Origin of the sequence: Burkholderia sp. BCC1640, from assembly GCF_902833125.1 — a bacterium.
GTDB lineage: Bacteria > Pseudomonadota > Gammaproteobacteria > Burkholderiales > Burkholderiaceae > Burkholderia > Burkholderia diffusa.
In genome coordinates this window covers 262,580-286,105 of record NZ_CADFEF010000002.1, presented here as the reverse complement: position 1 = coordinate 286,105, position 23,526 = coordinate 262,580, and the positions used below count along the sequence as shown (strand labels likewise).

The following is a 23,526-nucleotide window of genomic DNA, read 5'->3' as shown; positions in this document are numbered from 1 at the left end:
ATAAGGGAATGTCGAATTCGGAATCAGGCTTTGACGTGATCCGGAACAACCGGCTTGAAGTCGCGCGTGTCGACACGCGGCTCGTCGGTGTCGAGTCCGTATAGGGCGTGCCACTGACGGAAGATCGCGTTCATCGAAAATCGCTGAATCGCCCGTTGCCGGGCAGCCGCACCCATTTCCTCGCGAAGCTGCCGGTCGTCGCGGAGCAGGCTCAGATATGCGGTCATCTCGTCGGCGTTGGACGCGACGTAGCCGGTCACGCCGTGAATCACCACGTCGCGATTGCCCACGACGTCCGTCACCACGGCCGGTATGCCGGCGACCTGCGCTTCGATCAGCGCGACCGGCATGCCTTCCCAGCGGGAAGTCTGGACATAGATGTCCAGTTCCGACGTCAGCGCGAGCGCGCGTGCGCGGGTTACCCAGCCGCTGCAGACGACGGCGCGGCGCTGGCCGGGGTCCGGAATTTCGGCGGCGTCGCCGCCGATCCAGAGAAACTCGACGTCCGCGCCGTGCAGCGCGTCGGCCAGACGCACGAATGCTTCGTGATTCTTCTGGAACGACGCCCGACCGCTCATCCCGATGACGACCTTGCGATCGTCGCGCGTTCGACGCAGCGGAATCTCTGCCGCATTCACACCGTTTTCCACCAGGACGGCCGACTTCGCACGAACCTTTCCCCTGATCTCGGCGAGTTCGCTGCCCGAGCACGCGACGATGGTTCCGCCGATATGCGCCGCGATGCGTTCGAAGCTCAGATAAGCGTATTGCTTCATGCGCGATACGTCGCGGCGCAGGAACGAGAGTCCGTGCGGCGAGTAGAGGACCCTTGCGTCCGGGGCGGCGATCCGGGCGGCGACTCGCCCCAGCACGCCGGCCTTCGACGAGTGCAGATGAATCGCGGTCGGCTTGCAGTCGCGCAGGTTCCGGACCAGCGCACGCAAGCTCCGCAGATCCTGTTTGATGCTCACCTCGCGCGCCATCTCGACGTATACGAGCTTCACGTCGGGCAGGAACAGCGTCGAGAAATCGGCCGGAGTTTCCGGTCGGATCGAATGCAGCACCGTCACGTCGACACCGGATGCCGCCGCATGGTTCGCGAGATGGGTCAGCATCGAAAGCACGCCGCCGCCAAATGCCTCGGCAATATGAACGATCTTTTCTTTGGTCATCTTTGGGTCTGGCGATCCGATCGCACACTCATCGCCCATCGTGACGATGAGTCGCCTGCAAATCGTGCGGTCTAGGTGTCCGGTTCGTTAAACTATGCATTCCTGATTGATAAATGCATGGTGGTCTTGACCATTGGATCCTGCAGTCGCGGTCGCATGTGTGAGCTGGCGAGGCGGCCGGGTGATTTCAGCCGATGCAATATCGGGTAGACGTTGCCGGAGAGCACCGAAAACGATCCGGCACGAAGCATCCATGCCGCGCGCTACGCGTCGGCCAGATTTCTCCGAACATCGGATGCCGGTGTTCGACTACGACGACTGGAGAGAGAACACGGCGAGATCCGGTCAGCGCGCGTGAATCCACTGGTCCGGATCATTGTGCAGCGCATGCGCGGCCCACTGGGTGCGATGGCTTACCGAAGGAGCGATTTGGCGCGGGATGCGCTGGCCCGACGCTGCTATCGAGCGTCGGCGCGATGCCCGGATGACTTGCGCACGCGTGCGAGAGGGTTGGAGATGTAGTGAATCGCGCGATTGCTGAGCGTTGCCGACGGCAGCAGGCATGCGAGTGAAAGTCCGGCGACGGCCACTTTCTTGGCAGGACCCCAGAACGGGTTGCGCAGCACGGTTTGCCAGTAGCGCCCGGATTCGCACAGGAACCAGCGCCAGCGCCTCACGAGCGGCGCGTGATACAGCGTGCTTGCGAAGCGCGCCTTCTCGATCGCGAAGTCGAGCGGCGCGATCGGCAATGTCTCGTGCAGCCGCGTGCCGGCGATCATGCGCAGCGTCGACCAACGGCGTTCGGCTTTCAGCGCGCCGGTCGCGGCGTCTTCCGAATTGGTGAGGGCAAGTGACGGCGTGTCCTCGGCCGGCCGCGTATCCGACTGCTGATGCACGCGATAGCCGCCGAGCGTTGCATCGATCATGTGCACGGCGCCAAGCAACGCGATACCGTAGATCGCGTAGAAATCGGCGCCATGCAGGTTGTCCGGCGTGACGGGCACCGGAAAGATGCGCTTGAGCGCATCGACCCGATACGCGTTGCCGGATGCCGGCGGCGACGGGTACAGCCAGCCCGCGCGCAACAGTCGGCCGCAATCGGAGTCGACGGCCGACTGCGGCACGCTCGCCCCGGTCACTGCACCGTCCCGCGCGATCACGTCGAGCCGGAAATGCACCTTCACGAAGTCGCCGGACGCGAACGCGGCCAGCACGCGGACCGCGGCGTCGTCATAGAGCAGGTCGTCCGCGTCGAGCAGGATGACGTAGCGCGTCGTGACGTGCTCGAGCGCGCGATTGTATGCGGCGACCTGACCGCGATTTTCCTGAAACACCGCCGTCACCCGCTCGCCGTACGAGCGAATGATGTCGCGCGAATCGTCGGTGGAACCGTCGTCGACGACCAGCACGCGTACACCGTGCGCGGTCTGTGCGAGCGCCGAATCGATCGCGTCGCGCAAGTAAGCGCCATGGTTGTAGTTGCAGATTGCGATGGTCAGGTCGGTCATGAACGGGTTCTGGACGAGCGAAGAGCGGACGATGCGGGTGGGGCGCGCATGGGACCCCGTCGGGACCACGACGCCGGATCGGCGGCGGCCGGTGTCTTTGGGTGATGCCGTACCACGGTCGCGTCGCACGATGACCATGATACGCGTCGCCGATCTGCACTCGGTTCGCGAGCCTACCGTTCGGCGATTCGCGTCACGGGAGGCGCGACGAATGATCAACGGTACGTGAGCGCATGCCGCGCAGGAGGGATGCATTGGTCTGTTGACGCACCGAAACGCGCCTGGTTCGAATGATCTAATCGAACATATCGCGTCGCCCGCTTCGGCGGTATCACGGGCAGGCAATCCGGCTGGGATCCCGCGTTCGGCTGCGCCAGCCGACGCGCATGAAGTCATTCGAGGGAGTCGATTCGATATGTGTAGATCACCAAGCCCGTTCCTCGCATGCGCGGCGATCGCCGGCATGTGCATTGCAGTCGGGCTGGCGTGGCCGGGTAGTGCCGTGGCGGCATCCGGCACGCCCGCACCCGGCGCACTTCATGCGAGCGTACCGGATGCATACGTGCGTCCCGCCGCGGACGGTGCAGATCAGGCCGACATGCTGCAACGTGCGCTGGACGCATTGCAGCCGGGCCAGCAACTGATATTCGCGCCGGGGCGGTACGTGATCGGCCGTTCGCTGGTCGTGCGGCAGCCGAACGTGGTGTTGTCGGGCTACGGCGCGACGCTGATCGCGACGACCCCCGACGACCAGACGATCGAGATGCGCGGCGACGGTACGACACTCGTCGGCTTTCGGCTCGCGGGAACCGGCACGACTCGGCTCACGACGCCCGCATCGACGAAGGTCGAGGTCACGGGGCGCGGCGTGCAGGTGCTCGACAACGTGATCGACGGCGGCGCCGGCGCCGGCATTTTCGTGTTTGGCGGCGCGGACGTCGCGATCGTCGGCAACGAGGTGCTGTCGACGCTGGCGGACGGCATTCACATGACGCACGGCTCACACAACGTGCTCGTGCAAGGCAACGTCGTGCGCGGCACCGGCGACGACATGATCGCCGTGGTGAGTTACCAGGCGGAAGGCGTGCTGACGCGCAACGTGCTGATTACCGGCAACTCGCTGGAGGGCAATCCGTGGGGCCGGGGCATCACGGTGGTCGGCGGCGCGAACGTCACCATCTCGAACAACATCGTGCGCAACGTGGAGGTGAGCTCGGGGATTCTCGTCGCGCAGGAAGACAGCAACCGCACCGCCGGCTCGTCCGACATCCGCATCGAGAGCAACTCGATCGCGGATATCCAGACCGCGGCGGGCCGGCCCGATCATCGCCCGATCACACAGCAGGCGGCAATCGAGGTCAGCACGTGGTCGGGTTCGGTGTCGCGCGTGACCGTGATCGGCAACCGCGTATCGCATGCGCGATTCGACGGCATTCGTCTGTGGGGAAACGTGTCGGGCGTGCGTCTTGCGGACAACAAATTATCGGAGATCGGCGGAATGCCGGTCCGGATCGACCCGGCGCACGATTGCGCGACCAGCCGGCCGGCGATGGCATCGGGAGGGCGGGCGAAGGGCACGCCGTGTGCGGCCGGGCATCAATCGCCGTTGGCGGCGGGTGACGCGGTCGGCGCGGATGCGTCGTTGTTGCCGCGCGTGCGCGAGTCCGTCAGGCAGGCGCGCTGGTCGCAAGGCGGAATCGACTGATGATGCGTCGCATGGGCCGCCGGTCCGAAGCGACATACGGTGAGCGGTCCGCCGCCGCTTGTTCGCGCGGCGGCGCCCGTCATCGTCGCGCGCGCCGCCGCGATTCGCATGCGCCTACCGGATGACGTCGCGTTCCGTGGCTTCCTCGTCCGGTTCGCGCGAGGCGAGCGACGGTCGCTGCCGCGCGGTCTCGGCGACCGGCCGTCCATATTGATCGTCGAACCGCACGATATCGTCTTCGCCGAGATAGTCACCCGACTGCACCTCGATGATCTCGAGCGGAATCCGGCCGGGATTCTCGAGACGGTGAACCTCGCCGACGGCGATGTAGGTCGATTCGTTCTCGCTGAGCAGAAAGGTCTCGTCGCCGCGCGTGACCTTCGCGGTGCCGCGCACGACGATCCAGTGCTCGGCACGGTGATAGTGCATCTGCAGCGACAGCCGCTTGCCGGGCTCGACGACGATCCGCTTCACCTGGAACCGCTCGCCGAGATCGATCGAATCGTAGTGTCCCCACGGCCGCTGCACCTTGCGGTGTTCGCTTGCCTGCGGGCGCTGCTCGGTCTTCAGGCGCGTGACGATGTTCTTCACGCGCTGGACGTCGTGCTTGTTCGCGACCAGCACCGCATCGGGTGTCTCGATCACGACGACGTCCTTCATCCCGACGCACGCGATCAGGCGGCCTTCCGAGCGCACGAGACTGTCCTGAGTGTCCTCGAACACGATCGGGCCACGCGCGACGTTGCCGTGATCGTCCTTCGGCATGATTTCCCAGATCGCATCCCAGGTGCCGACGTCCGACCAGCCTGCGGAAAGCGGGACCACGATGCCTTCGATGCCAAGTTCGGGGCTCTCCGCGAGACGTTCCATGACCGCGTAGTCGATCGAGTCGGACGGACACGCGTCGAAAGCCGCCGCGTCGATGCGGAAGAATGGATCCTCGGCGGTGCCCGCGCCCCATGCCGCGTCGCAGGCCGCATGGATGTCGGGTGCGAGCGCGCCGATGGCCTTCAGCCAGATCGATGCGCGCGTGATGAAAATCCCGCTGTTCCACCAATAATCGCCCGAATGCAGGTAGCGTTCGGCGAGTGCGGCGTTCGGTTTCTCGACGAACCGCCCGATTGCATAGCCGCCTTGTCCGCCGAGGCGACCGGCGCGCGGTTCGCCGACCTGGATGTACCCGTAGCCGGTTTCCGCGCGGCGCGGCAGCACGCCGAGGGTGACGATCGCGCCTTCCTGCGCGTAGCGCGCCGCGCGTCCGATCGCTTCCTGGAATGCGGCGACGTCGCCGATCACGTGATCGGCCGGCATGACGACGAGGATGGGATCGTCCGCAAGCGCACTGGCGTCGAGCGCCGCGAGCGTCAGCGCGGGTGCCGTATTGCGCGCGGCCGGTTCGAGCAGGATACGGGGAGGCGCCGCGCGCCCGACCACCTGAGCGGCGCTCATGATGCGATGCTGTTCGCCGCATACGAGCAGCAGCGTGTCGCCGAGTGCCGCGTTCGCGATGCCGTTCAGGCGGCGCGCGGTCGACGACAGCGGCGATTCGTTCGAGGTCAGCTCGATCAACTGCTTCGGATACTGCTCTCGCGACAACGGCCAGAGGCGCGTGCCCGAACCGCCGGCGAGAATGACGGGCAGGATGCAGGGCAGCTCCGGGTCGGGAACCGGGCGAAGGGTGGCGCTCATCGATTGGCTCCGGTATCGGCGGGCAGCCGGTTGTGCGCGCGGCCGTCGACGCGCGCGTCCTCGTTTCGCGATCGCGGCGCGGAGATGGCCCGTGACAGGAGCTGACGCAGCGCGCCGGCGGCGCGGTCTGCCGGCCGGACGAGACCGACGAACGGCGCGCCCTGTTCGAGATAGGGGCCGTAGGCCTTGCGGAATCCGAAACGCTTGTAGAAGGACTGACGCTGAGCGGGCACGTGCGTGCGCACAGCCACGTCGGGCCATGCGGCTTGCGCGGCCGTGAGCGCGCGCTGCATCAGTTGTTCGAGGGTGCGGTCGTCGCGACATGCCTCGCTTGTCAGCACCTTGTCGATCACAACGTCCGGATCGGCGTCGTCGCCGGGGAGGACGCGCGCGTAGGCGACGACTTCCGTCGTGTCGCCCCTGTGCATGCACGCGAACACGTGCAATGCGTGCGCATCCTTGCCGTCGATGTCGAGATGCGTGTGCGCGTCCTCGACCACCAGCACCGCGTTTCGCGAACGCAGGATTGCGTAGAGATCGATCGGGCTCAGATGTTCGAATTCACAACAATGCCATTCCATGATGCGGTCCTCGTGTGAAGCCTTCAGCACGCCGGGCCGCATGAACGCCTTCGTTCCGTGCGGCCGGACGATATTCATGATGCGGATGCGGCGTGCGGCGGTCTGTTCGAAAGCGCACTCACGCTCCCGTTATTCCTGTTTCGCGCGGCCGATGCCGGCTGCGCGACACGGACCGCGTGCCGCGAACGGGGCAATGTGCGGTAGCACACGGTGGCCGTATGGCGGCTTTCCCATAATTGAATCGTCGCGACGCCCGCTGCGAAATTCGCAGGGAGGTCGTCCGCATCGAACGCGATTGAAGAACCGGGGCCGTACTTGAAGATTGCGATCGTTCACGGCAGGCAGGTCGCGCCTCGCGATCGGCTGTCGCTCGCAAGCCAACGTCCATCGCATCGCCGGTTTCCTCGCGGTGCGCACATCTTTCATCTGGCCGCGATCGTTTCGCCGCGCCGGCCAACACGCGCATACTTGCCATTTAGCGCTGCCCGGCCCTTTTCGGGCTGCATGCGGGCTTGCACCAGCGCGGTGCCTGTCGCATCGGCACGTCGGCAGCGACAGGGGGTGCGACAGGCATGGAGGTCATGCTGCATCGCGGCAGTAGGCGGATGGTCCGGCCGGCCGCTTCGTTACGATGTTGTAACGAACACGCCCGGTTTGCCCGCATTCGATGCGTCATGCTGCGTCGCGCGCGACGCGCGATTACCGACGGACGAAACATGCTGTCCGGACTTTTTGTTCGATTCAGGCGAGAATCGCGGGCAATGGGAGGGGCCGATCTTGCAGAAAAGTGGGATTTGCCACTGATTGACGGGAATGGTCGTAGATAATCAAATCTGAGTCGCTAAACGCGCGCCGCGCAGGCGGAGCGGCACCGTAATCGGCTGAATCGATGTTTAGCTTTTGGTAACAAGGCCATCTCGATACGGGGTGTAAATTCAGGAGCGGATGAAATGAGGTCACCATTCCGAAAGCGGGTTGGCGGCCATCCGGTTCAGCATCGGGCGCGACTGTCGTGTACGACGCGACGCAAATGCGGACGGAATTCCCGTTTGCCGACGTGCTCCGCCTGACGGCGCGTCGCATGAAAGCCGGAACGCCGCGGCTCCCGCGGCCGTGCGTTCCCTTCGAGTTCGATGACAACGAGGCCGGATGACATCCGGCTCGACCTCCGGGGGCTCTCGCCGTGTGCAGTTTCGATCTTCGCCAAAGCTGCGGAAACGCAGCGCGGACAGGCGGCCATGCACCGCCGTCCGCAGCGCACGCGAACGGTTCGCGGAGTGGAGAAAGTGATGGTTCGTTATGAATATGCCAATAACGCGCGATAAGAGCGCCGGCGGGGGGAGGACTACCGGGCAGCGTCCTCTGATTTACTGGACCCGGTCGCCGTCCGTCATGCTGCGCAAGGAACTTGCCCGGCGTGACTGGAAAGTGACGGTCGTTGCGCACGCAAACGAATTGCGCGACACCTCCGGCGAAATCACCTGCGGCATCCTCGACCTGAGCGGCGGCCACGCCGACGCGATCGGCAGCATCGCGTCGACCTGCGCGTCGATGCGCGATGTCGTATGGGTCGCGCTCGTCGAAACCGGTCAGACCGCGTCGCCGAACGTGCGCGCACTGTTGCGCGACTATTGCTTCGACTACATCACGTTGCCCGCGTCGCACCAACGAATCGCCGATACGGTCGGCCACGCGTACGGAATGGAATGCCTGTTCGCGCGGGATCGCGAAGCGCTCGAATCGCGGGAGCACGGCATCGTCGGCACCTGCAGCGCGATGCTGCGGCTGTTCGATACGGTGCGGCGCTTCGCGCGCACCGACGCACCGGTGTTCGTGTTCGGCGAGACAGGAACCGGCAAGGAACTGACGGCCGTCGCGATCCATCGTCATTCCGAACGGCGCAACGGCCCGTTCGTCGCGGTCAATTGCGGTGCGATCCCGCCCCACCTGCTGCAATCGGAACTGTTCGGCTACGAGCGCGGCGCGTTTACCGGCGCGAACGCACGCAAGATCGGCTACGTCGAAGCCGCGAACGGCGGCACGCTGCTGCTCGACGAAATCGGCGACCTGCCGCACGAGAGCCAGGCGAGCCTGCTGCGCTTCCTGCAGGAGCGTGCGATTCATCGCCTCGGCGGCAGCGATCCGGTGCCGGTCGACGTGCGGATCGTCTCCGCGACGCACGTCGACCTGCGCGAAGCGATGGAAGAAGGGCGTTTCCGCGCGGACTTGTTCCACCGTCTTTGCGTGATGCGCATCGATCAGCCGCCGCTGCGTGCGCGCGGCAAGGATATCGAGCTGCTCGCGCATCACATGCTGGAACGCTTTCGTGGCGACGCGCGCCATCGCGTGCGCGGCTTCTCCACGGATGCGATCACGGCGCTCTACAAGCACGACTGGCCGGGCAATGTCCGCGAGCTGATCAACCGCGTGCGGCGCGCGGTCGTGATGACGGAAGGGCGCCTGATCACCGCGCAGGATCTGGAGCTCGAATATTGTCTCGACGCGGCGTCGCCGTCCGTTGCCGATATCCGCAAGTCGATCGAACGCGAAGCGATCGAAACCGCGCTGCTGCGCACGCGCGGACGCGTCGCCGCTTCCGCGCGCGAGCTCGGCGTGTCGCGTGCCACGCTCTATCGCTGGATGGAAGCGTACGGAATCGAGCGGCCGCGCGGCACGGGCTCGTCGGACTGACGTGCGCGGCGCGGCCGTGCGACCGTGTGAGCGGTCCCGCCCGCGTCAGCCGGCCAACGCGGCGCGCACGGTTCGCGCGGCGTTGACCGCACGGATCTCGACGGTCGGTGGCGCGCCGGCGGCCGGATGGTCGCCGGTGTTATCCAGCGGCACGAGCGCGACGCGTGCCGGCGTGCCGGGCGCGAGATCGAACCAGTCGTCGCGCGGCACGAAGCCCGGTGCGTCGATCTGCACGTGACGCGCGACGTGGCGCGTATCGATGTCGACGTGCCACGTGTCGCCGGTGCGCGACACGCATGCCTCGATGCCGGGTTCGCGGCGGGCGAACACGGCCGGATGCGTGCGGGACGGAAAGTAGAAGGCCTGCGACAGCAGCGTGCCGTCCTCGGCACGCAGCGTCGCGACGACGGTATCGTGCTCGCACGGGCCGAAGCGATACGCATAGGTCCAGTCGAAAAAGCGGCCGAGCAATTCGGCCGACTCGAGCCGCACCGTGTCGTGCGCGGCGATCCGGAGGGACCCGCCGGCCCGCGCGACCGGCGTACGGCCGTCGCGCAGCGCGACCAGCTCGACCGCTGCCGACAGCGGCGCCGGCCGTTCGTTGATCACATGCACGTCGAGCCCGTTCAGCCCTTCGTCGACGAGCAGGACCTGCACCGGTTGAAGTACCTGGCGCAGCGCATACCATGCCGATTTCGGCCGATGCGTCGCATCGAGCAAGCCCCATCCGGCGCCCGCCATCACGTCCTGGAACTGCCAGACGAGCGCACCCGCGCAGCGTGAGCCGGTGCGCCGCCATTCCGAGAACGTGTCGCGCATCAGGTCCGCGATCACCGCGCGCGACAGCTCGAAGTAACGCGACGGGTCCTCGCGCCGCAGGCGGTCGGGCGCCACGTCGTACAACGTCTGCAGATAGTGATCGCGAATATCGTCGAAATCCCACGACGTGCCGGGATCGCGCGGCACGGCCGCTTTCCAGCGCGGCTCATGAACGCCCGGCCAGCCGAGGCTTGCGAGCATCGCATCGCACGGCACGTTCGCGAACGCGAGGCATTCGCTTGCGAAGCGCACGTCGGCGCGACGCGCGTCGTCGAGCGGGCGAAGGTACGCGCCGACGCCGTAGTAGTGCGACACACGTTCGCGCGGCATGAACGGCAGCACGCCGCCGTCGGGCGAGTCGGGGACGTAAACCGTGTCGGGCCGTCGCGCCGCCGCATGGCCGGCGAGGCGCTCGGCAGTCAGTTCAAGGAAGCGCTGCTTCGGCCCGAGCCCCGACATCGCGGCCTGCTGCGCGATCTCGCTGCCGCCGCACAGAACCGCGAGCGACGGCGATGCGCGGTGGCGCGTGAGGAACTGTTCGGCTTCGCGATCGACGGCGTCCGCGAACGCGCGATCGTCGAGCGCGTAATCGAAATTCGCGAACATGAAGTCCTGCCAGACCAGCAGTCCGAGCCGATCGCACCACGCGTGGAATGCGTCGGCCTCATACGCCATCGTGCCGCCGACGCGAATCATGTTGAAGCCGGCGTCGCGCGCGAGTCCGAGCAGCCGGCCATAGGTTGCGTCGTCGGCGTGCAGCGCGAGCGGTGCGGCGCTGCTCCAGCAGGCGCCGCGCGCGAACACGCGCACGCCGTTCACGCGCAGGCCGAACCCCTTGCCGTCGTCGCCCGCGTCCTGCTCGATCGTGCGAAACCCCGTCGAGCCGAGCGGTCGTCGATCGGCGCCGATGTGCAATGCGACTTCATAGAGCACCGGTTCGCCGTGCGTGTGCGGCCACCAGCGGCGCACGTTCGGCACCGCGACGGTCGCGTGCAGCCGGTCGGCGCCGCTGCGCTCGAGCGTCGCGTGGTGCTCGCCGCACGACAGCCGGGCCGTGAACGCATCGGGCAGCGGCCCGGCGAACGCGAGTTCCGCGTCGAGCCAGCCGGTGTCGCCATCGATGCGCGCATGCAGGTCGCAATGAACGAGAACGGGCCCGGCGGCCGGATCGAGCACGTCGACGGGCCGCCACGGTCCGGTCGGCACACAGCGCGGAAACCAGCCGGGCATGTGCCCGAGCAGCGACGTGCGAACGGTACGCAGCGTCGCCGGTTCGGCCAGTCGCGTGCGCCAGCGTGCACGGCGCGGTGCGCGCACGTCGTGCAGGTGCGGCGCGAGGGCGCGGAAGCAGACGGTCAGGCGGTGTGTGCCATCGAGCGACACGAGCACGTCGTGCGCGACGAACATGCTGGCAGAGCGCAGGATCGGCGTGTCGTCGAGCCAGGCCTCGGCGAGTGTCGCGAGGCCATGAAAGCGCAGCACGCGTGGCCCGTGCCCATGCAGCTCGACGCGATACCAGTGGTCGCGCTCGTCGAGCGACGCCGTATCGTCGGGGCGTCCGGCCTGCACGAGCGCTTGCGCGACCGTGCCGGGGACGGGGGCGGCGATCCAGCCGTCGGCGGGAAGATCGAGCGGCCCGCGCGTGGCGCCCGCTGCCGTGGCGAGCATCGACCACGCGAGCGCGGCGGGCGCGCGTCTCACCGCATCGACGGCACGGAGGCCGCGTCGACGCGAACGGGCACCGCGCGCTGAAGCGGCGGGGTGATCTGCCGCGCGCAGTCGATCAGGTCGGCGTATGCCGCTTCGATCGCTTCGAGCGTCGCGTCGCCGCGCTCTTCCTTGCCGCGCGCGCAGGCCCGCGCCAGCCGGAACTCCAGCACCATCGCCTCGGACGCGATGCGGTCGCAGGCGGTGCGAATCTCGGCGAACGGTCCGACGCAGCCGCTTGCCTGCAGCCAGCGCGCGTAATGGCCGAACAGTTCGAAGTTTGCACCGAGTTGCCGCACCGAATTGAACGAGTACGCGTGGAACCGTTCGAGCGGCGAATCGGCGAGCGACTTCGCATCGATCTGCAACTGGCGCCGGAACGCCGCGACCGGATTGACGACCGGCAGGCGGCGCAGATGGCGCTGCAGCGCCGCGAGCGAGGCTTCGCACAGCGCGCGCTCGTCGAGCGGCGCGAAACGCCGCTTCGCGCACTCGACGTACGGCGGCAGCGGCATCGGCGAACCGCCGCCGACGAGGCCGTCGTAGTCCACATCCTCGGCCACGTAATAGCCGCTGTTGTGGAAGTAGCCGATCTGGCGGTGCGTGCGATCGATCGAGTCGATGCCGATCGTCGTCTTCGTATGCTGCGCGCGGTAGCTGCTGCCGCGCGTGTCCGGCAGGAACCACGCGTCGACCTCGACGATCATCAGGTGACCGCGCGCGACCTGCGTCTCGACGTGCTGGTCGAGCGGCTCGTAGATCGAATGCTCTTGCACGACGATTCCGTAAAGCCGCTCCAGTTCGTCGTGCGGAAACTTGAAGAACGTGAACTGGTCGCCCTCGAAATCGAGCGCGATCGTAAACGGCAGTGCCGCGTACGGATTGAGGCCCCACCAGCGGAGCACCTCGAGCCACATGTCGACGTAGCAGTTGGTCTGCTTCCAGACCATCTCCTGACTGTGCAGCGGGTGCGGCCGGTAGTGGCGTGCGCGATGGCGCACGTCCTCGAACGACGCGTCCTCGCCGTCGCGGGACACGAATTTCATCGCGTACCCCACAGCACGTCGCGAACGTCGGCCGGCCATGCGTTGATGTCGAAACCGTGATGACGGAACAGCGCGAGCGTCAGCCGCTCGAGGCCGAAGCCGACACAGCCCGTGTGCGCGACGTCGCCCGTCGCGGTGCGGATGTCCCACAGCAATCCGAAGTGATCCATGTGGTAGTTGAAGCTCAGGCACGCGGTTTGGCGATCGTCGTGCTCGATGGGGATCAGAAGCTCGAACTTCAGGTTCTGCTCGCGCTGGCTGTTCGCGACGATCTTGCCGCCGCGCCCGAAGAACGGATCGTTCGCGAGATCGATCGCGTTCGGCAGGCGCAGCGCCTCGATCATCCGCGTGCCGCGCTCCATCCACGTCGCGCGGAACGCGACGATCTGCTCGGGCGTGCCGATCCGCACGTATTCACGCATCCGGAACAGCTGCATGCGGGTCGGGTCGAGCGACGGCTCGTGGCGAAAGCAATACGAGAACACGTCGACGATGCGGCCGTCGTCGGGCAGCGCACCCGCTCGCACGACGACCGGATAGACCGGGTAGCAGGCGGCCGGCGTCAGCACGACGTAAGTCGGCTTCTGGCTTTCGGTCCAGTCCTCGCCGCGGTCGAGGCACTGCAGCACGCGCTGGTGGCGCTGCTCGTCGCCGCAGAACGCATGCACGGTGCCCGCGAGCTGCGGGAAGCTCTTCATGTATTCGCTGCGCTCGAACTCGGTGCGGCTCATCGCCGGCGGGAAGCGCAGCACTTCGGCCTGTTGGTCGGCGCCGAGGCGCGTGACGAAGGCGTCGAGCGCTTCGACGACGCGCTCGAACCGTTCGCTGCGGCCGAACAGGCCCTGGATGCCGGTCGACACGAGCAGGCCCGCATCGATCAGCGCGTCGCGCAGCGGATTGACGCCCGCGCGGTCGAGCGGTGCGTCGGACGGGGTGGCGGCAGAGGGCACGGACAGGCGGTCGTTCACGAATGTTTCTCCAGCGTCGCGGGACGCAATGCGAGCAGCAGGCTCGCGGTATTGGCGGCAATGCGGTCGTTGCTGATCATCAGCGGCGCCGCGTGCAGGTCGCGCAGGTGGCGGCCGATGCTGAACGGCGTGCCGTGCTTGTAGCCGGCCATTCCGCAGATCATCATCGCCTGCTGTGCGACTTCGAGCGCGGTCGACGACACATAGGTTTTCAGCGTGTTGATCTCGGCGGCCCAGGCCATGCCGGCCGACCACGAGCGGGGCGACGCGCTGGCATAGAGGCGCAGTACGTTGTCGACGCGGGCCTGCATCGCCTGCATCAGCGCAAGCGATTCGGCGATGCGCCGCGACGCGGGCGACGGCGCGCCGTCGGTCTGGCGCGCCTGCGCGCGGAAAAACTGATGCGCGCGATGGAACGCATCGCCGGCCACGCCGATCCACACCGCCGCCCACAGGATGTGCGAAACCGGCACCATCGTCTGTTCGGCGATCTGCGCGAACGGAACGGGCAGGCATTGTTCGGTCGCGCCCTGTGCGTCAAGCACGAAGCCGTTGCTGCACGTTCCGCGCATGCCGAGCGTGTCCCATTCGCCGCGGCGCGTGAGCGTATAGCCGTCGCGCAGCAGCGTGACGAGCACCTGTTCGGACGCCGGCGCGTCGGCGTCGCGCCGCGCGGTCGCGAGGATGCCGTCGGCATAGTCACCGTACGAGATCGTCGGTGCGGATTTGTGCAGCCGGAATGCGCCGCCGTTGGTCTCGAGCGCGCACTGGCTCGCGCGCAGGTTGCCGCCGACGCCGTCTTCGGATGTCGCCGACGCGAGCAGCCACTGATGGCGCACGAGCTGCTGCAGGAACAGCTTGTGCCAGCCCTGGTCGGCAGCGTGATTGACGATGCACGCGACCTGGATCTGGTGCATCGCGAACACCATCGCCGACGATGCGCACGCTTGCCCGAGGATCGAGCATGCCGACGCGATGTCGGCCAGCGACGCGCCGGCACCGCCGAGCCGGGCCGGGACCATTGCGCTCAGCAGGCGGCGCGCGCGCATGGCCTCGATCGCTTCGACGGGGCAGCGCGCGTCGCGATCGACCGCATCCGCATGCTGGGCGGCGATATGCGCAACGGCATGCGCGGCCTCGTCGAGCCGGCGTGCTTCGTCGTCGGCCGCGAGTTCGGGAAGCAGCGCGCTCATGCGGAATGCTCGGAGCGTTGCAGGGTCGCGATCGTATCCGCGAGCGCGTCGATGCTGCGGAACAGATTGCGGTTCAGCATCTCGTCGGGAATCTCGATGTTGAACTGCTTCTCGATCGCGAGCATCAACTGGATCGTGTCGAGCGAGGAGAGGCCCGCTTCGTAGAGGTCGTCCCCGTCACCGATCGAATCGATCGCGGCTTCGAGGTGGGCGACGTGCTTGAGGATGGTTCTGATTTCGTTTTTCACGTGCTGCTCCGGCGTGTGTGGTGTCGTCCGCACGGGCGGACGCGCGCAGCGCGCTGACATCCCCCCGGCAGTCCGGCATCAGTAGACCATTCGCAAGCACGGCGTTCTGTTCGCCACCCTACAATCGGCTGACTCGGATCGCACGCGTGCGCCGAAACGACGTGCGTATCACGCGCGTGCCGCAGCGGTCACGCTCGAGTCGGCCGACAGGATGCGCTTCATCTCGTCGCGCACGATCGCGCGGCAGCCGCACGACATTTTCTCGAGGCCCGCAAGGTCGGCAAGCTCGATCGAGCTCCGGTACTGGCGGATCAGGCCGAGTTTCTGGATCTCGCCGGCTGCGTCCGTGACCGTCTCGCGCCGCACGCCGAGCATCTGCGCGAGCATGCTGTGAGTCACCTGGATCTCGATGCTGCGCGACCGGTCGTAGGCAAGCAGGAACCATCTGCATAACTGATGTTTGAGCACATGATGGCGGCTGCAGAACGTGATCTGCGATACCTGGGCCATCAGCAGCCGCACGCAGACGAACACCAGGTGGCGAATCACCGGTGACGCATCGAACGCGGCGGCGAAGACGCGTCGGTCCAGCCGGTAGACGAAGCCGTCGCGGCATGCGACGGCACGGCAGGGCATCCGGCCGCTGCCGCCGATCACGTCGTCGCACACGACGCTCTCGCTGCCGATCTCGGCCACTTCCAGCGTCATGCCGCCGGACGATACGTACTGCAGCGAAATCGCCGTCGTGACGGGCAGATAAACCGCGGTGAGCATTTCGCCGGGTTCGCACAGCACCTGGCCCGATTTCAGGTGAACGAGCTGAAGATTGGCAATCAGCGTGGCGCGTTCCTCGCGGTCGAGGGCCGCGAGGAACCGGTTGGCGTCGAAGCTGTGGGAGAGCTCGATCATGCCGCTCGCGTGGGCGACGGCGTCATTGGCCTGGTGGGTCACGGCGCATCCTCGTAGGGGGCGGTCGCACGTCGCGCGGCGGCATCCATGGGGATTTAGCACGCGCGTGCGGATTTGAGTTCGTCGGAATTCGAATGCCGATGGCGGGAAAAGGCTAGCACGCAATTGAATTCGATAAATTGCGCACTGCGTAACTTCACAAAGTTTGACGATTTGGGATAAATGAAAACGTTATATGGATTTGAAGATCATGTTTTCGCGAGTTAATCGCCGTGATATGGATAGACGGTTAAGTCGGGAATTCGATGATGATCTGGAATCAATCGGGAGTCGATGCATATCGTACAGGTAAAACATTAAGAATGCATTGAACATTATTTGACAATTTGGATTTCTGTCGTAAATTGGTCAATTGAATCATGGTGTTACGGTGGTTGTGTGCGTTTGCTTACAGAGTCGTAAATTAATATGCCGATTCATATTTGAGACAGTTTCAAACGATCATTCGAGGTGTCGTGCGCCGCTCGGGTGACGCGCGGGACATCACGGAAACAATTGAAAACGGGCCGTAAGTAGTTGAACGATAAGCTTCGTGGCCCGGCTGTCGGAGCCGCCGCATACTCGGTGGCCATTGATCAGTCGAATCGCCGGCGGTGTCCGCTGCGGCAGAGGGTGTCCGAAAATGAGACGCTTTTTGCGGTTTTCAGTCGGCAATTCGGGGGTGCAAAATCGCGGGTCATTTATATATTAAGGATGAGGCGGGTATTGGCACGTAAATCGCTTATTGAGATGGGCGCATCGAAACGGGACTGCCGATTCGATCCGGCGGCGTGAAGCTGACGGTCGATTGGAAGGAGGGTTGTGGGCCGCAACCCGCGTCGCCGTCGGGACGCGCATCGCGATAACGAGTTCCGCTGACGCGGCTGCATGCGGCGCGGACGACAAAATGGGATACAGACATGCTTCATCTTCACTCGAGCTACTCGGCGAACGCCATCCTCGATGCCCTCCCGGAGGACAGCATCCGTGCCATCGCACCGCACCTCGAACTGGTCAGAATCAAGGCCGGCATGCTCGACCGTGTCGGGGAGCCGATGCGCCACCTGCATTTCCCGACGACCGCCATGATGTCGGTGCAGCACCTGATGGAGGACGGTGCGATGGTCGAGGTCGCCGTGGTCGGCCGCGAAGGCGTGGTCGGTCTGGCGACGCTCGTCGGCGGTACCGCGATATCGAACCGCGTCGAAGTCCGTATCGGCGGCATGGCCTATCGCGTGCCGACCTGCGTGATGCGCTCGGAATTCGAGCGTTCCCCGGCGACGTATCGGCTGCTGCTGAACTACTGCCAGGCGACGATGGCGCAGATCTCGCGCAGCGCGTTGTGCAACCGGCATCACTCGGTCAGCGAGCAGTTGAGCCGCTGGCTGCTGCTCGCGCATGACCGGATCGACGGCGACGAACTGGCCGTCACGCAGCAGACGATCGCGAACATGCTCGGCGTGCGTCGCGAAGGCGTGACGGAAGCAGCCGGCCACCTGCAGGAAGCCGGACTGATCCGTCAGCGTCGCGGCCGCATCACGGTGCTCGACCGCGACGGCCTCGAGCGCCAGGCGTGCGAATGCTACGAGCTGATTCGTGCGGACTATCGCCGGCTGCTCGGCACGCGGAACGGCGCGCGATCGATGCCGGTGCGACCGCGCATGCACGACGTGCACGGCGGATTCCCGGTGCATGGTGCGTGACGATGCACGCGACGGCGGGTGGAACGAATACGATGCGGCGCGCCGCGATCGCCGCGGCCGATGCCGCGCTCGTGCTGGCAGGCGCGCTCGCCGCGCAGGTTGCGATGGGGCTCGCGTGGCGCGATCTGTCGGATGCGCAGCGCGGCGCGATTGCATTGCTGTGCGCGCTGACGGTCGCGTTGTTGCCGCGCAGTGTGCGCGTGTCGCGCGGGGCGTCGTCGCATGACAGCGGAACCGTGCTGACGCGCACGGTGGTGGCCGTCGTGTGCGCGGGCACGCTGACGGTGGCCGGCACGATGTGGATCATGAACCGCGGCGGCACGGTCACGACGCGCTGGATTGCGCGGACGGTGCTGTCCGGCGACGCGGCACTGCTGCTCGGCAGGCTGGCACTGTGCGCGCTGGCGATGAAGCGCGGCGATCCGCGCACACGGCAGCGGCGGGTCGCGATCGTAGGCGCGACCGCTTACGGACGGGTGGCGATCGAGCGCATGCAGCTCGAGCCGACCGGCCCATTCGCGGCGGCCTGCGTGTTCGACGACGACGCGCCGGCCGCTGCAGCCACCGCCGGGATCGGCGGCGTGCCGGTGATCGGCGACTGGGTCGCACTTCGGCGCATGATCCGCGGCGGCGAGATCGACGAAGTGTGGCTCACGCTGCCGATGTCGCACGAGTCGCGCATTCAGCGCATCGTGCGCGAACTGCGCGACGAGTTTGTCGAGTTGAGACTGTTGCCGGACGTGCGGCAGATGGCGGTCGTCGAGCGATCTGCGACCGATGTACTCGGCATGCCGGCAATCAACCTCGCGACTACGCCGCGTTCCGCGCCGGAACTGTGGGCGAAGTTCGCGTTCGACCGGCTGTTCGCGGTCGCCGTGCTGATCCCGCTGCTGCCGCTGCTTGCGGTGCTGGCGATCGCGGTGAAGCTGTCGTCGCCGGGGCCCGTCTTGTTCAGACAGCGCCGCAAGGGTGCCGACGGCCGCGAGTTTCACATCCTCAAGTTCAGGACGATGCGCGTGCATCGCGCACAGCCCGGTGTCGTGCGGCAGGCCTCGCGCAACGATGCGCGCATCACGCCTGTCGGTGCGTTTCTGCGGCGCACGTCGCTCGACGAGCTGCCGCAGTTCTTCAACGTGTTGTTCGGCCAGATGTCGGTGGTGGGTCCGCGTCCGCATGCGATCGAACACGACGACTTCTACCGGCAACTGGTCGACTGCTACATGTATCGCTATCGCGTACGGCCGGGGATCACGGGATGGGCGCAGGTAAACGGCTATCGCGGCGAGACGCGCAAGGTCGAGGCGATGGCCGCGCGCGTGAAGTTCGATCTGTTCTACATGCAGAACTGGAGCTTCTGGTTCGACATGAAGATCATCCTGATGACGGTCGTGCGTGGCTTCGTCGGGCGCAATGCCTTCTGACGAAGAGGATTGCGAAGTATTCTGTGCGGCGTTTTCGTCGTCGATGCGATGCGCCACGCAACGGCGCACCTGAAACCGCGTGTCAACCGTCCGACGGCGGCTGAGCGGCCGCCGGCAACGCAGCGGGCGTGGCGGCGGGGCTGGCGTCGGGCGCGGCTTGCGCACTCGACGGCTGGATGGCGTGCTGGATCGTCGGCACGACCATCGTCGGGAACAGGGCCGCAAGGGCCACCCAGATGACGACGCCGAACAACATGACGTTCTCCCTCAAAGCAGCGGATTCGCCGCGCATGTTTTCAATCTATGTCGCAACTTTTTACAGGGGATTGATCGACCTCAACGGCGGCTGCGTCAGACGAATGCGGGTATGCGGGATTATCGCGTCGGTCCCCCGTTTTCGCGCGCACGAGGTGGGCGCTGACGCCGGTCAACACATGCGTGTGCATTGGGTTTATGCTGCGTCGAAGGCGTCCGGCGCTTCGTGCGGCCGGGCGTGCATCCGGGCGCGGCGAGCCGGGGCGTTCCGGCCCGCCGCGCACCGGCGCGACAACCGCGCGCCGTATGCTCGTTGCGCGGAACCCGGAAAAGGAGAGACGGCGATGGCGCTCGATCAAGAACAACGGCGGACGCTGCAGCAGCGGCTGACCGAGAGCGAGCAGGCGTTGCGGGCGGATATCCGCACGAGCGAGGACCAGCGCGCGTCGGAGTCCTACGCGGAGCTCGCCGGCGCGGCGCCGGACGAGGGTGACGAGGCGAACGCCGATCTGTTCGTCGACATGGATCACGCGCTGATCGGGATGAAGCTGGCCGAGTTGCGTGCGATCGGGCGCGCGCAGCAGCACATGCGCGACGGCAGCTACGGCGAATGCATCGATTGCAATGCGCCGGTCGGCTACGAGCGGCTGCTCGCACGCCCGACTGCCGAGCGTTGCACGCATTGCCAGTCCCTGTACGAGCGCCGCTACGCGACGACACCGCGCGCATCGCTCTGAGGTATCGGCGCAGGCGCCGCGCAAGCCGCATGTCCCGCGCGACATGACACGGGCAATCGGTGCAGGATGACCAACGGGCGCCCGCCGTCGTCGACATGCGGCGCCGGGCGGGCAGAGGCCGGCGCGCCGGCGCACGGCGCCATCCACGTGGAAGGGAGCCACGCCGACCATGCCGATCCACAATGCCGAGTGTGCGGCCGTCTTCGCCGAAATCGCCGACATGCTCGAGATCCAGGGCGCCAATCCATTCAGGGTGCGCGCCTATCGCAACGCGGCCCGCACGATTGCCGACTACGGGCGCGACATTCCCGCGATCATCGCGAGCGGCGGCGATCTCGGCCGGATTCCATCGATCGGTGCCGATCTCGCGGCGAAGCTGCGCGAGATCGCGTCGACCGGCACCTGCGAACTGCAGCAAACGCTGCGCCATGCGCTGCCGGGCGCGATCGTCGAACTGCTCGACGTGCCGGGGCTCGGCGCGAAACGCGTCAAGGCGTTGCATGACGCACTGCACGTCGACTCGCTCGAGCAGCTGCGCGCCGAAGCGAAGAGTGGGCACATCCGTGCGCTGCCGGGTTTCGGCGCGAAGACCGAAGCCCATCTGCTCGACGCGATCGACGATCGCCTGAAGCGCGAGCCGCAACGCTTCCTGCTGCCGGATGCCGCGCAATCGCTGATGCCGTTGCTCGAGCGTCTGCGCAAAGTGGCCGGCGTCGGCGAAGCGGTGCCGGCCGGCAGCTTTCGCCGCAGCCGCGAGACGGTCGGCGATCTCGACATCCTCGTGACGGCCCGCGATCCGGCCACGGTGGCCGATGCGTTCGTCGGCTACGGTGAAGTCGCGCGCGTGCTCGCGAACGGCAAGACGCGTTCGAGCGTCATGCTCGGCAACGGGCTGCAGGTGGACCTGCGCGTCGTCGAGGCCGACGCGTTCGGCGCGGCGCTCGTCTATTTCACGGGATCGAAGGCGCACAACATCGCACTGCGAAGGATCGCGCAGGCCGGCGGGCTGAAGATCAACGAATACGGCGTATTCCGCGGCGACGAACGAATCGCGGGCGCGACGGAGGCATCCGTCTACGAGGCGATCGGTCTTCACTGGGTGCCGCCCGAGTTGCGCGAGGACCGCGGCGAGATCGACGCGGCGCGCGCGGGCACGCTGCCGGCGCTGGTCGAGCGCAGGCACGTTCATGGCGATCTGCACGCGCATACCGCGGCGTCGGCCGGGCGCGACAGCCTGCGCGCGATGGCGGATGCGGCCAGGGCCCGCGGACTCGCTTATCTGGCCGTCACCGATCGCGCACCGGATACGAAAGGTCGCCGCACCGATGGCGACTGGCTCGTGCGGCAGATCGACGAGATTGATCGCCTCAACGCGTCATTCGACGACTTCGTGCTGTTGAAGGGCGTCGAGGCCGGCATTCGCGAGGACGGCAGCCTCGACGTGCCCGACGACGTGCTTGGCCGCCTCGACCTCGTCGTCGGCGCAGTGCGCGACGGCTTCGACCTGTCGGGCGACGCGCAGACCGCGCGGATCCTGCGTGCGATGGATCAACCGAATTTCACGATCCTCGCGCATCCGACCGGCCGGCTGCTCGGCGAACGCGACGCATGCGAACTCGACGTGCCGCGCGTGCTCGCCGCGGCCGCCGCGCGCCACTGCTTCGTCGAACTCGACGGCGATCCGCGGCGGCTCGATCTGCCGGACGTCTGGTGCCGCGAGGCCGCGAAAGCCGGCGTCGCCGTGGCGATCGGCTCGGACGCACTGTGCGCGAACGATCTGGACAACCTCGGATACGGTATCGGCCAGGCGCGGCGTGGTTGGCTCACGCGGCAGGACGTGCTCAACACGCGCACGCTCGCGCAACTGCGGCCGCTGCTGGCGCGCACGATGCGCGCGAGCGGCGCGTCGAAGCGCGGCCGCCCGAAGGGTGTGTGACGGCGCGCGCCGAAGTCAGGCAAGCACGTCTTCCGCCGGTACGTACGGCAGGCCGAGCGCCAGCGCAACGGCCTCGTACGTGATGCGGCCGTCGCATACGTTCAGGCCCGCGCGCAGATGCGGATCGTCTGCCATCGCGCGTTTCCAGCCCTTGTCGGCGAGCGCGAGCGCATGGCCGAGCGTCGCGTTGTTCAACGCGAACGTCGACGTGCGCGCGACCGCGCCGGGCATGTTCGCGACGCAGTAGTGCACGACGCCGTCGACGACGAAAGTCGGCTGCGCATGGGTCGTTGCATGCGATGTCTCGAAACAGCCGCCCTGGTCGATCGCGACGTCGACGACAACCGCCCCCGTGCGCATCGTCGCGATCATGTCGCGCGTGACGAGCCGCGGCGCCGACGCGCCCGGCACGAGCACCGCGCCGATCACGACGTCGGCGTCACGCACGGCCTCGTCGATCGTGTGCGCGTTCGAGCAGACGGTCGCGATCCGGTTCGCGAAGACCAGGTCGAGCTGGCGCAGCCGGTCCACGTTCGTGTCGAGCACGGTGACGCGTGCGCCGAGGCCGACCGCCATCTGCAGCGCACCGGTGCCCACCACGCCCGCACCGAGCACCACGACGTGCGCGGCCGGCACGCCGGGCACGCCGGCCATCAGCACGCCGCGGCCGCCGCGCGGGCTTTCGAGGTGCGTCGCCGCGACCTGGATCGACATGCGTCCCGCGACCTCGCTCATCGGCGCGAGCAGCGGCAGCCCGCCGCCGGGGCCCGTCACGGTCTCGTACGCGATGCACACCGCGCTGGACTTCACCAGCGCGGCCGCCTGCTCGGGATCGGGCGCGAGATGCAGATACGTATAAAGAATCTGTCCGCGCCGCAGCATCGCGCACTCGGCCGCCTGTGGTTCCTTGACCTTGATGATCATGTCGGCGCGCGCGAAGACGTCGCGCGCGTCGTCGCACAATGCCGCGCCGGCGGCCGTGTAGTCGTCGTCGAGCAGGCCGATCGCGGTGCCCGCGCCGCGCTGCACGAGCACGCTGTGGCCATGCCGCGTGAGTTCGCGTGCACCGGCTGGCGTGAGGCCGACGCGGTATTCGTGGTTCTTGATCTCCTTCGGCACACCGATCAGCATGAGTCGTCTCCATGGGTATTCATCGTTGTCGTCGTGCCCGGGTGCGCAGCGATCGTCCGATCGAGCGT

18 protein-coding genes are annotated in these 23,526 nt (G+C 66.8%); 6 read left to right on the top strand and 12 right to left on the bottom strand.

What is annotated here, in order from left to right; all coding sequences use genetic code 11:
- Positions 1 to 23: 23 nt before the first annotated feature.
- On the bottom strand, positions 24 to 1,172 hold the full coding sequence (locus HWX25_RS03690) for a glycosyltransferase (protein WP_175907181.1): 1,149 nt from the start codon (positions 1,170 to 1,172) through the stop codon (positions 24 to 26).
- A 458-nt stretch (positions 1,173 to 1,630) separates the two neighbouring features.
- Positions 1,631 to 2,680: a glycosyltransferase family A protein gene (locus tag HWX25_RS03685; protein ID WP_175907179.1), complete on the bottom strand. Its 1,050-nt coding sequence runs from the start codon at positions 2,678 to 2,680 to the stop codon at positions 1,631 to 1,633.
- Between the two features lie 415 nt (positions 2,681 to 3,095).
- On the opposite strand from HWX25_RS03685, the gene HWX25_RS03680 reads away from it, so the two are divergent.
- Complete coding sequence (locus HWX25_RS03680; RefSeq protein ID WP_175907177.1) at positions 3,096 to 4,385, top strand: right-handed parallel beta-helix repeat-containing protein; 1,290 nt, start codon at positions 3,096 to 3,098, stop codon at positions 4,383 to 4,385.
- 114 nt (positions 4,386 to 4,499) lie between these two features.
- Here the strand turns inward: HWX25_RS03680 and HWX25_RS03675 are convergent, their stop codons facing one another.
- Positions 4,500 to 6,074: a mannose-1-phosphate guanylyltransferase/mannose-6-phosphate isomerase gene (locus HWX25_RS03675; RefSeq protein WP_175907175.1), complete on the bottom strand. Its 1,575-nt coding sequence runs from the start codon at positions 6,072 to 6,074 to the stop codon at positions 4,500 to 4,502.
- A complete protein-coding gene (locus HWX25_RS03670) occupies positions 6,071 to 6,655 on the bottom strand; it encodes a drug:proton antiporter (protein ID WP_059819647.1) in 585 nt (194 codons plus the stop codon). Before HWX25_RS03670 ends, HWX25_RS03675 begins: the two co-directional genes overlap by 4 nt.
- A 1,299-nt stretch (positions 6,656 to 7,954) precedes the next feature.
- On the opposite strand from HWX25_RS03670, the gene HWX25_RS03665 reads away from it, so the two are divergent.
- The gene (locus HWX25_RS03665; RefSeq protein WP_059525160.1) at positions 7,955 to 9,346 is read left to right on the top strand and encodes a sigma-54 dependent transcriptional regulator; all 1,392 of its coding nucleotides are present in this window, start codon (positions 7,955 to 7,957) and stop codon (positions 9,344 to 9,346) included.
- A 45-nt stretch (positions 9,347 to 9,391) separates the two neighbouring features.
- Here the strand turns inward: HWX25_RS03665 and HWX25_RS03660 are convergent, their stop codons facing one another.
- From HWX25_RS03660 to HWX25_RS03635, 6 genes are all read right to left on the bottom strand, one after another.
- The gene (locus HWX25_RS03660) at positions 9,392 to 11,866 is read right to left on the bottom strand and encodes a glycoside hydrolase family 2 protein (protein WP_175907171.1); all 2,475 of its coding nucleotides are present in this window, start codon (positions 11,864 to 11,866) and stop codon (positions 9,392 to 9,394) included.
- On the bottom strand, positions 11,863 to 12,918 hold the full coding sequence (locus tag HWX25_RS03655; protein ID WP_175907169.1) for a DUF1839 family protein: 1,056 nt from the start codon (positions 12,916 to 12,918) through the stop codon (positions 11,863 to 11,865). The genes HWX25_RS03660 and HWX25_RS03655 overlap by 4 nt, the downstream gene beginning before the upstream one ends.
- On the bottom strand, positions 12,915 to 13,886 hold the full coding sequence (locus HWX25_RS03650; protein ID WP_175907167.1) for an amino acid--[acyl-carrier-protein] ligase: 972 nt from the start codon (positions 13,884 to 13,886) through the stop codon (positions 12,915 to 12,917). The genes HWX25_RS03655 and HWX25_RS03650 overlap by 4 nt, the downstream gene beginning before the upstream one ends.
- Positions 13,883 to 15,079: an acyl-CoA dehydrogenase family protein gene (locus HWX25_RS03645; protein ID WP_175907165.1), complete on the bottom strand. Its 1,197-nt coding sequence runs from the start codon at positions 15,077 to 15,079 to the stop codon at positions 13,883 to 13,885. Before HWX25_RS03645 ends, HWX25_RS03650 begins: the two co-directional genes overlap by 4 nt.
- Positions 15,076 to 15,327: an acyl carrier protein gene (locus tag HWX25_RS03640; protein WP_047903457.1), complete on the bottom strand. Its 252-nt coding sequence runs from the start codon at positions 15,325 to 15,327 to the stop codon at positions 15,076 to 15,078. Before HWX25_RS03640 ends, HWX25_RS03645 begins: the two co-directional genes overlap by 4 nt.
- A gap of 168 nt (positions 15,328 to 15,495) precedes the next feature.
- Positions 15,496 to 16,278: a Crp/Fnr family transcriptional regulator gene (locus HWX25_RS03635; RefSeq protein WP_175907162.1), complete on the bottom strand. Its 783-nt coding sequence runs from the start codon at positions 16,276 to 16,278 to the stop codon at positions 15,496 to 15,498.
- 917 nt (positions 16,279 to 17,195) lie between these two features.
- On the opposite strand from HWX25_RS03635, the gene HWX25_RS03630 reads away from it, so the two are divergent.
- Together HWX25_RS03630 and HWX25_RS03625 are read left to right on the top strand one after the other, a co-directional pair.
- Complete coding sequence (locus HWX25_RS03630; protein ID WP_059818969.1) at positions 17,196 to 17,978, top strand: Crp/Fnr family transcriptional regulator; 783 nt, start codon at positions 17,196 to 17,198, stop codon at positions 17,976 to 17,978.
- 32 nt (positions 17,979 to 18,010) lie between these two features.
- Positions 18,011 to 19,399 (top strand): undecaprenyl-phosphate glucose phosphotransferase, encoded by a 1,389-nt coding sequence (locus tag HWX25_RS03625; protein ID WP_175907160.1) that lies wholly within the window; start codon positions 18,011 to 18,013, stop codon positions 19,397 to 19,399.
- Positions 19,400 to 19,481: 82 nt separating this feature from the next.
- On the opposite strand, the gene HWX25_RS03620 is transcribed toward HWX25_RS03625, so the two are convergent.
- Entirely contained in the window at positions 19,482 to 19,655 is a 174-nt protein-coding gene (locus tag HWX25_RS03620; RefSeq protein ID WP_175907158.1) for a hypothetical protein, read from the bottom strand.
- A 343-nt stretch (positions 19,656 to 19,998) separates the two neighbouring features.
- On the opposite strand from HWX25_RS03620, the gene HWX25_RS33875 reads away from it, so the two are divergent.
- Together HWX25_RS33875 and polX are read left to right on the top strand one after the other, a co-directional pair.
- Positions 19,999 to 20,391 (top strand): TraR/DksA C4-type zinc finger protein, encoded by a 393-nt coding sequence (locus HWX25_RS33875; RefSeq protein ID WP_059818971.1) that lies wholly within the window; start codon positions 19,999 to 20,001, stop codon positions 20,389 to 20,391.
- Between the two features lie 169 nt (positions 20,392 to 20,560).
- Positions 20,561 to 22,327 (top strand): DNA polymerase/3'-5' exonuclease PolX, encoded by a 1,767-nt coding sequence (gene polX, locus HWX25_RS03610; protein WP_175907156.1) that lies wholly within the window; start codon positions 20,561 to 20,563, stop codon positions 22,325 to 22,327.
- Between the two features lie 15 nt (positions 22,328 to 22,342).
- Here the strand turns inward: polX and ald are convergent, their stop codons facing one another.
- Positions 22,343 to 23,458, bottom strand: a complete 1,116-nt coding sequence (ald, locus tag HWX25_RS03605) for an alanine dehydrogenase (RefSeq protein ID WP_175907154.1) — start codon at positions 23,456 to 23,458, stop codon at positions 22,343 to 22,345.
- Between the last annotated feature and the right edge of the window lie 68 nt (positions 23,459 to 23,526).

Coding starts and splice junctions, on each gene's coding strand:
- HWX25_RS03690 (WP_175907181.1), bottom strand. CDS start 1,172: ATGACCAAAGAAAAGATCGTTCATATTGCCGAGGCATTTGGCGGCGGC.
- HWX25_RS03685 (WP_175907179.1), bottom strand. CDS start 2,680: ATGACCGACCTGACCATCGCAATCTGCAACTACAACCATGGCGCTTAC.
- HWX25_RS03680 (WP_175907177.1), top strand. CDS start 3,096: ATGTGTAGATCACCAAGCCCGTTCCTCGCATGCGCGGCGATCGCCGGC.
- HWX25_RS03675 (WP_175907175.1), bottom strand. CDS start 6,074: ATGAGCGCCACCCTTCGCCCGGTTCCCGACCCGGAGCTGCCCTGCATC.
- HWX25_RS03670 (WP_059819647.1), bottom strand. CDS start 6,655: ATGGAATGGCATTGTTGTGAATTCGAACATCTGAGCCCGATCGATCTC.
- HWX25_RS03665 (WP_059525160.1), top strand. CDS start 7,955: ATGAATATGCCAATAACGCGCGATAAGAGCGCCGGCGGGGGGAGGACT.
- HWX25_RS03655 (WP_175907169.1), bottom strand. CDS start 12,918: ATGAAATTCGTGTCCCGCGACGGCGAGGACGCGTCGTTCGAGGACGTG.
- HWX25_RS03645 (WP_175907165.1), bottom strand. CDS start 15,079: ATGAGCGCGCTGCTTCCCGAACTCGCGGCCGACGACGAAGCACGCCGG.
- HWX25_RS03630 (WP_059818969.1), top strand. CDS start 17,196: ATGCTTCATCTTCACTCGAGCTACTCGGCGAACGCCATCCTCGATGCC.
- HWX25_RS03625 (WP_175907160.1), top strand. CDS start 18,011: ATGCGGCGCGCCGCGATCGCCGCGGCCGATGCCGCGCTCGTGCTGGCA.
- HWX25_RS03620 (WP_175907158.1), bottom strand. CDS start 19,655: ATGTTGTTCGGCGTCGTCATCTGGGTGGCCCTTGCGGCCCTGTTCCCG.
- HWX25_RS33875 (WP_059818971.1), top strand. CDS start 19,999: ATGGCGCTCGATCAAGAACAACGGCGGACGCTGCAGCAGCGGCTGACC.
- polX (WP_175907156.1), top strand. CDS start 20,561: ATGCCGATCCACAATGCCGAGTGTGCGGCCGTCTTCGCCGAAATCGCC.
- ald (WP_175907154.1), bottom strand. CDS start 23,458: ATGCTGATCGGTGTGCCGAAGGAGATCAAGAACCACGAATACCGCGTC.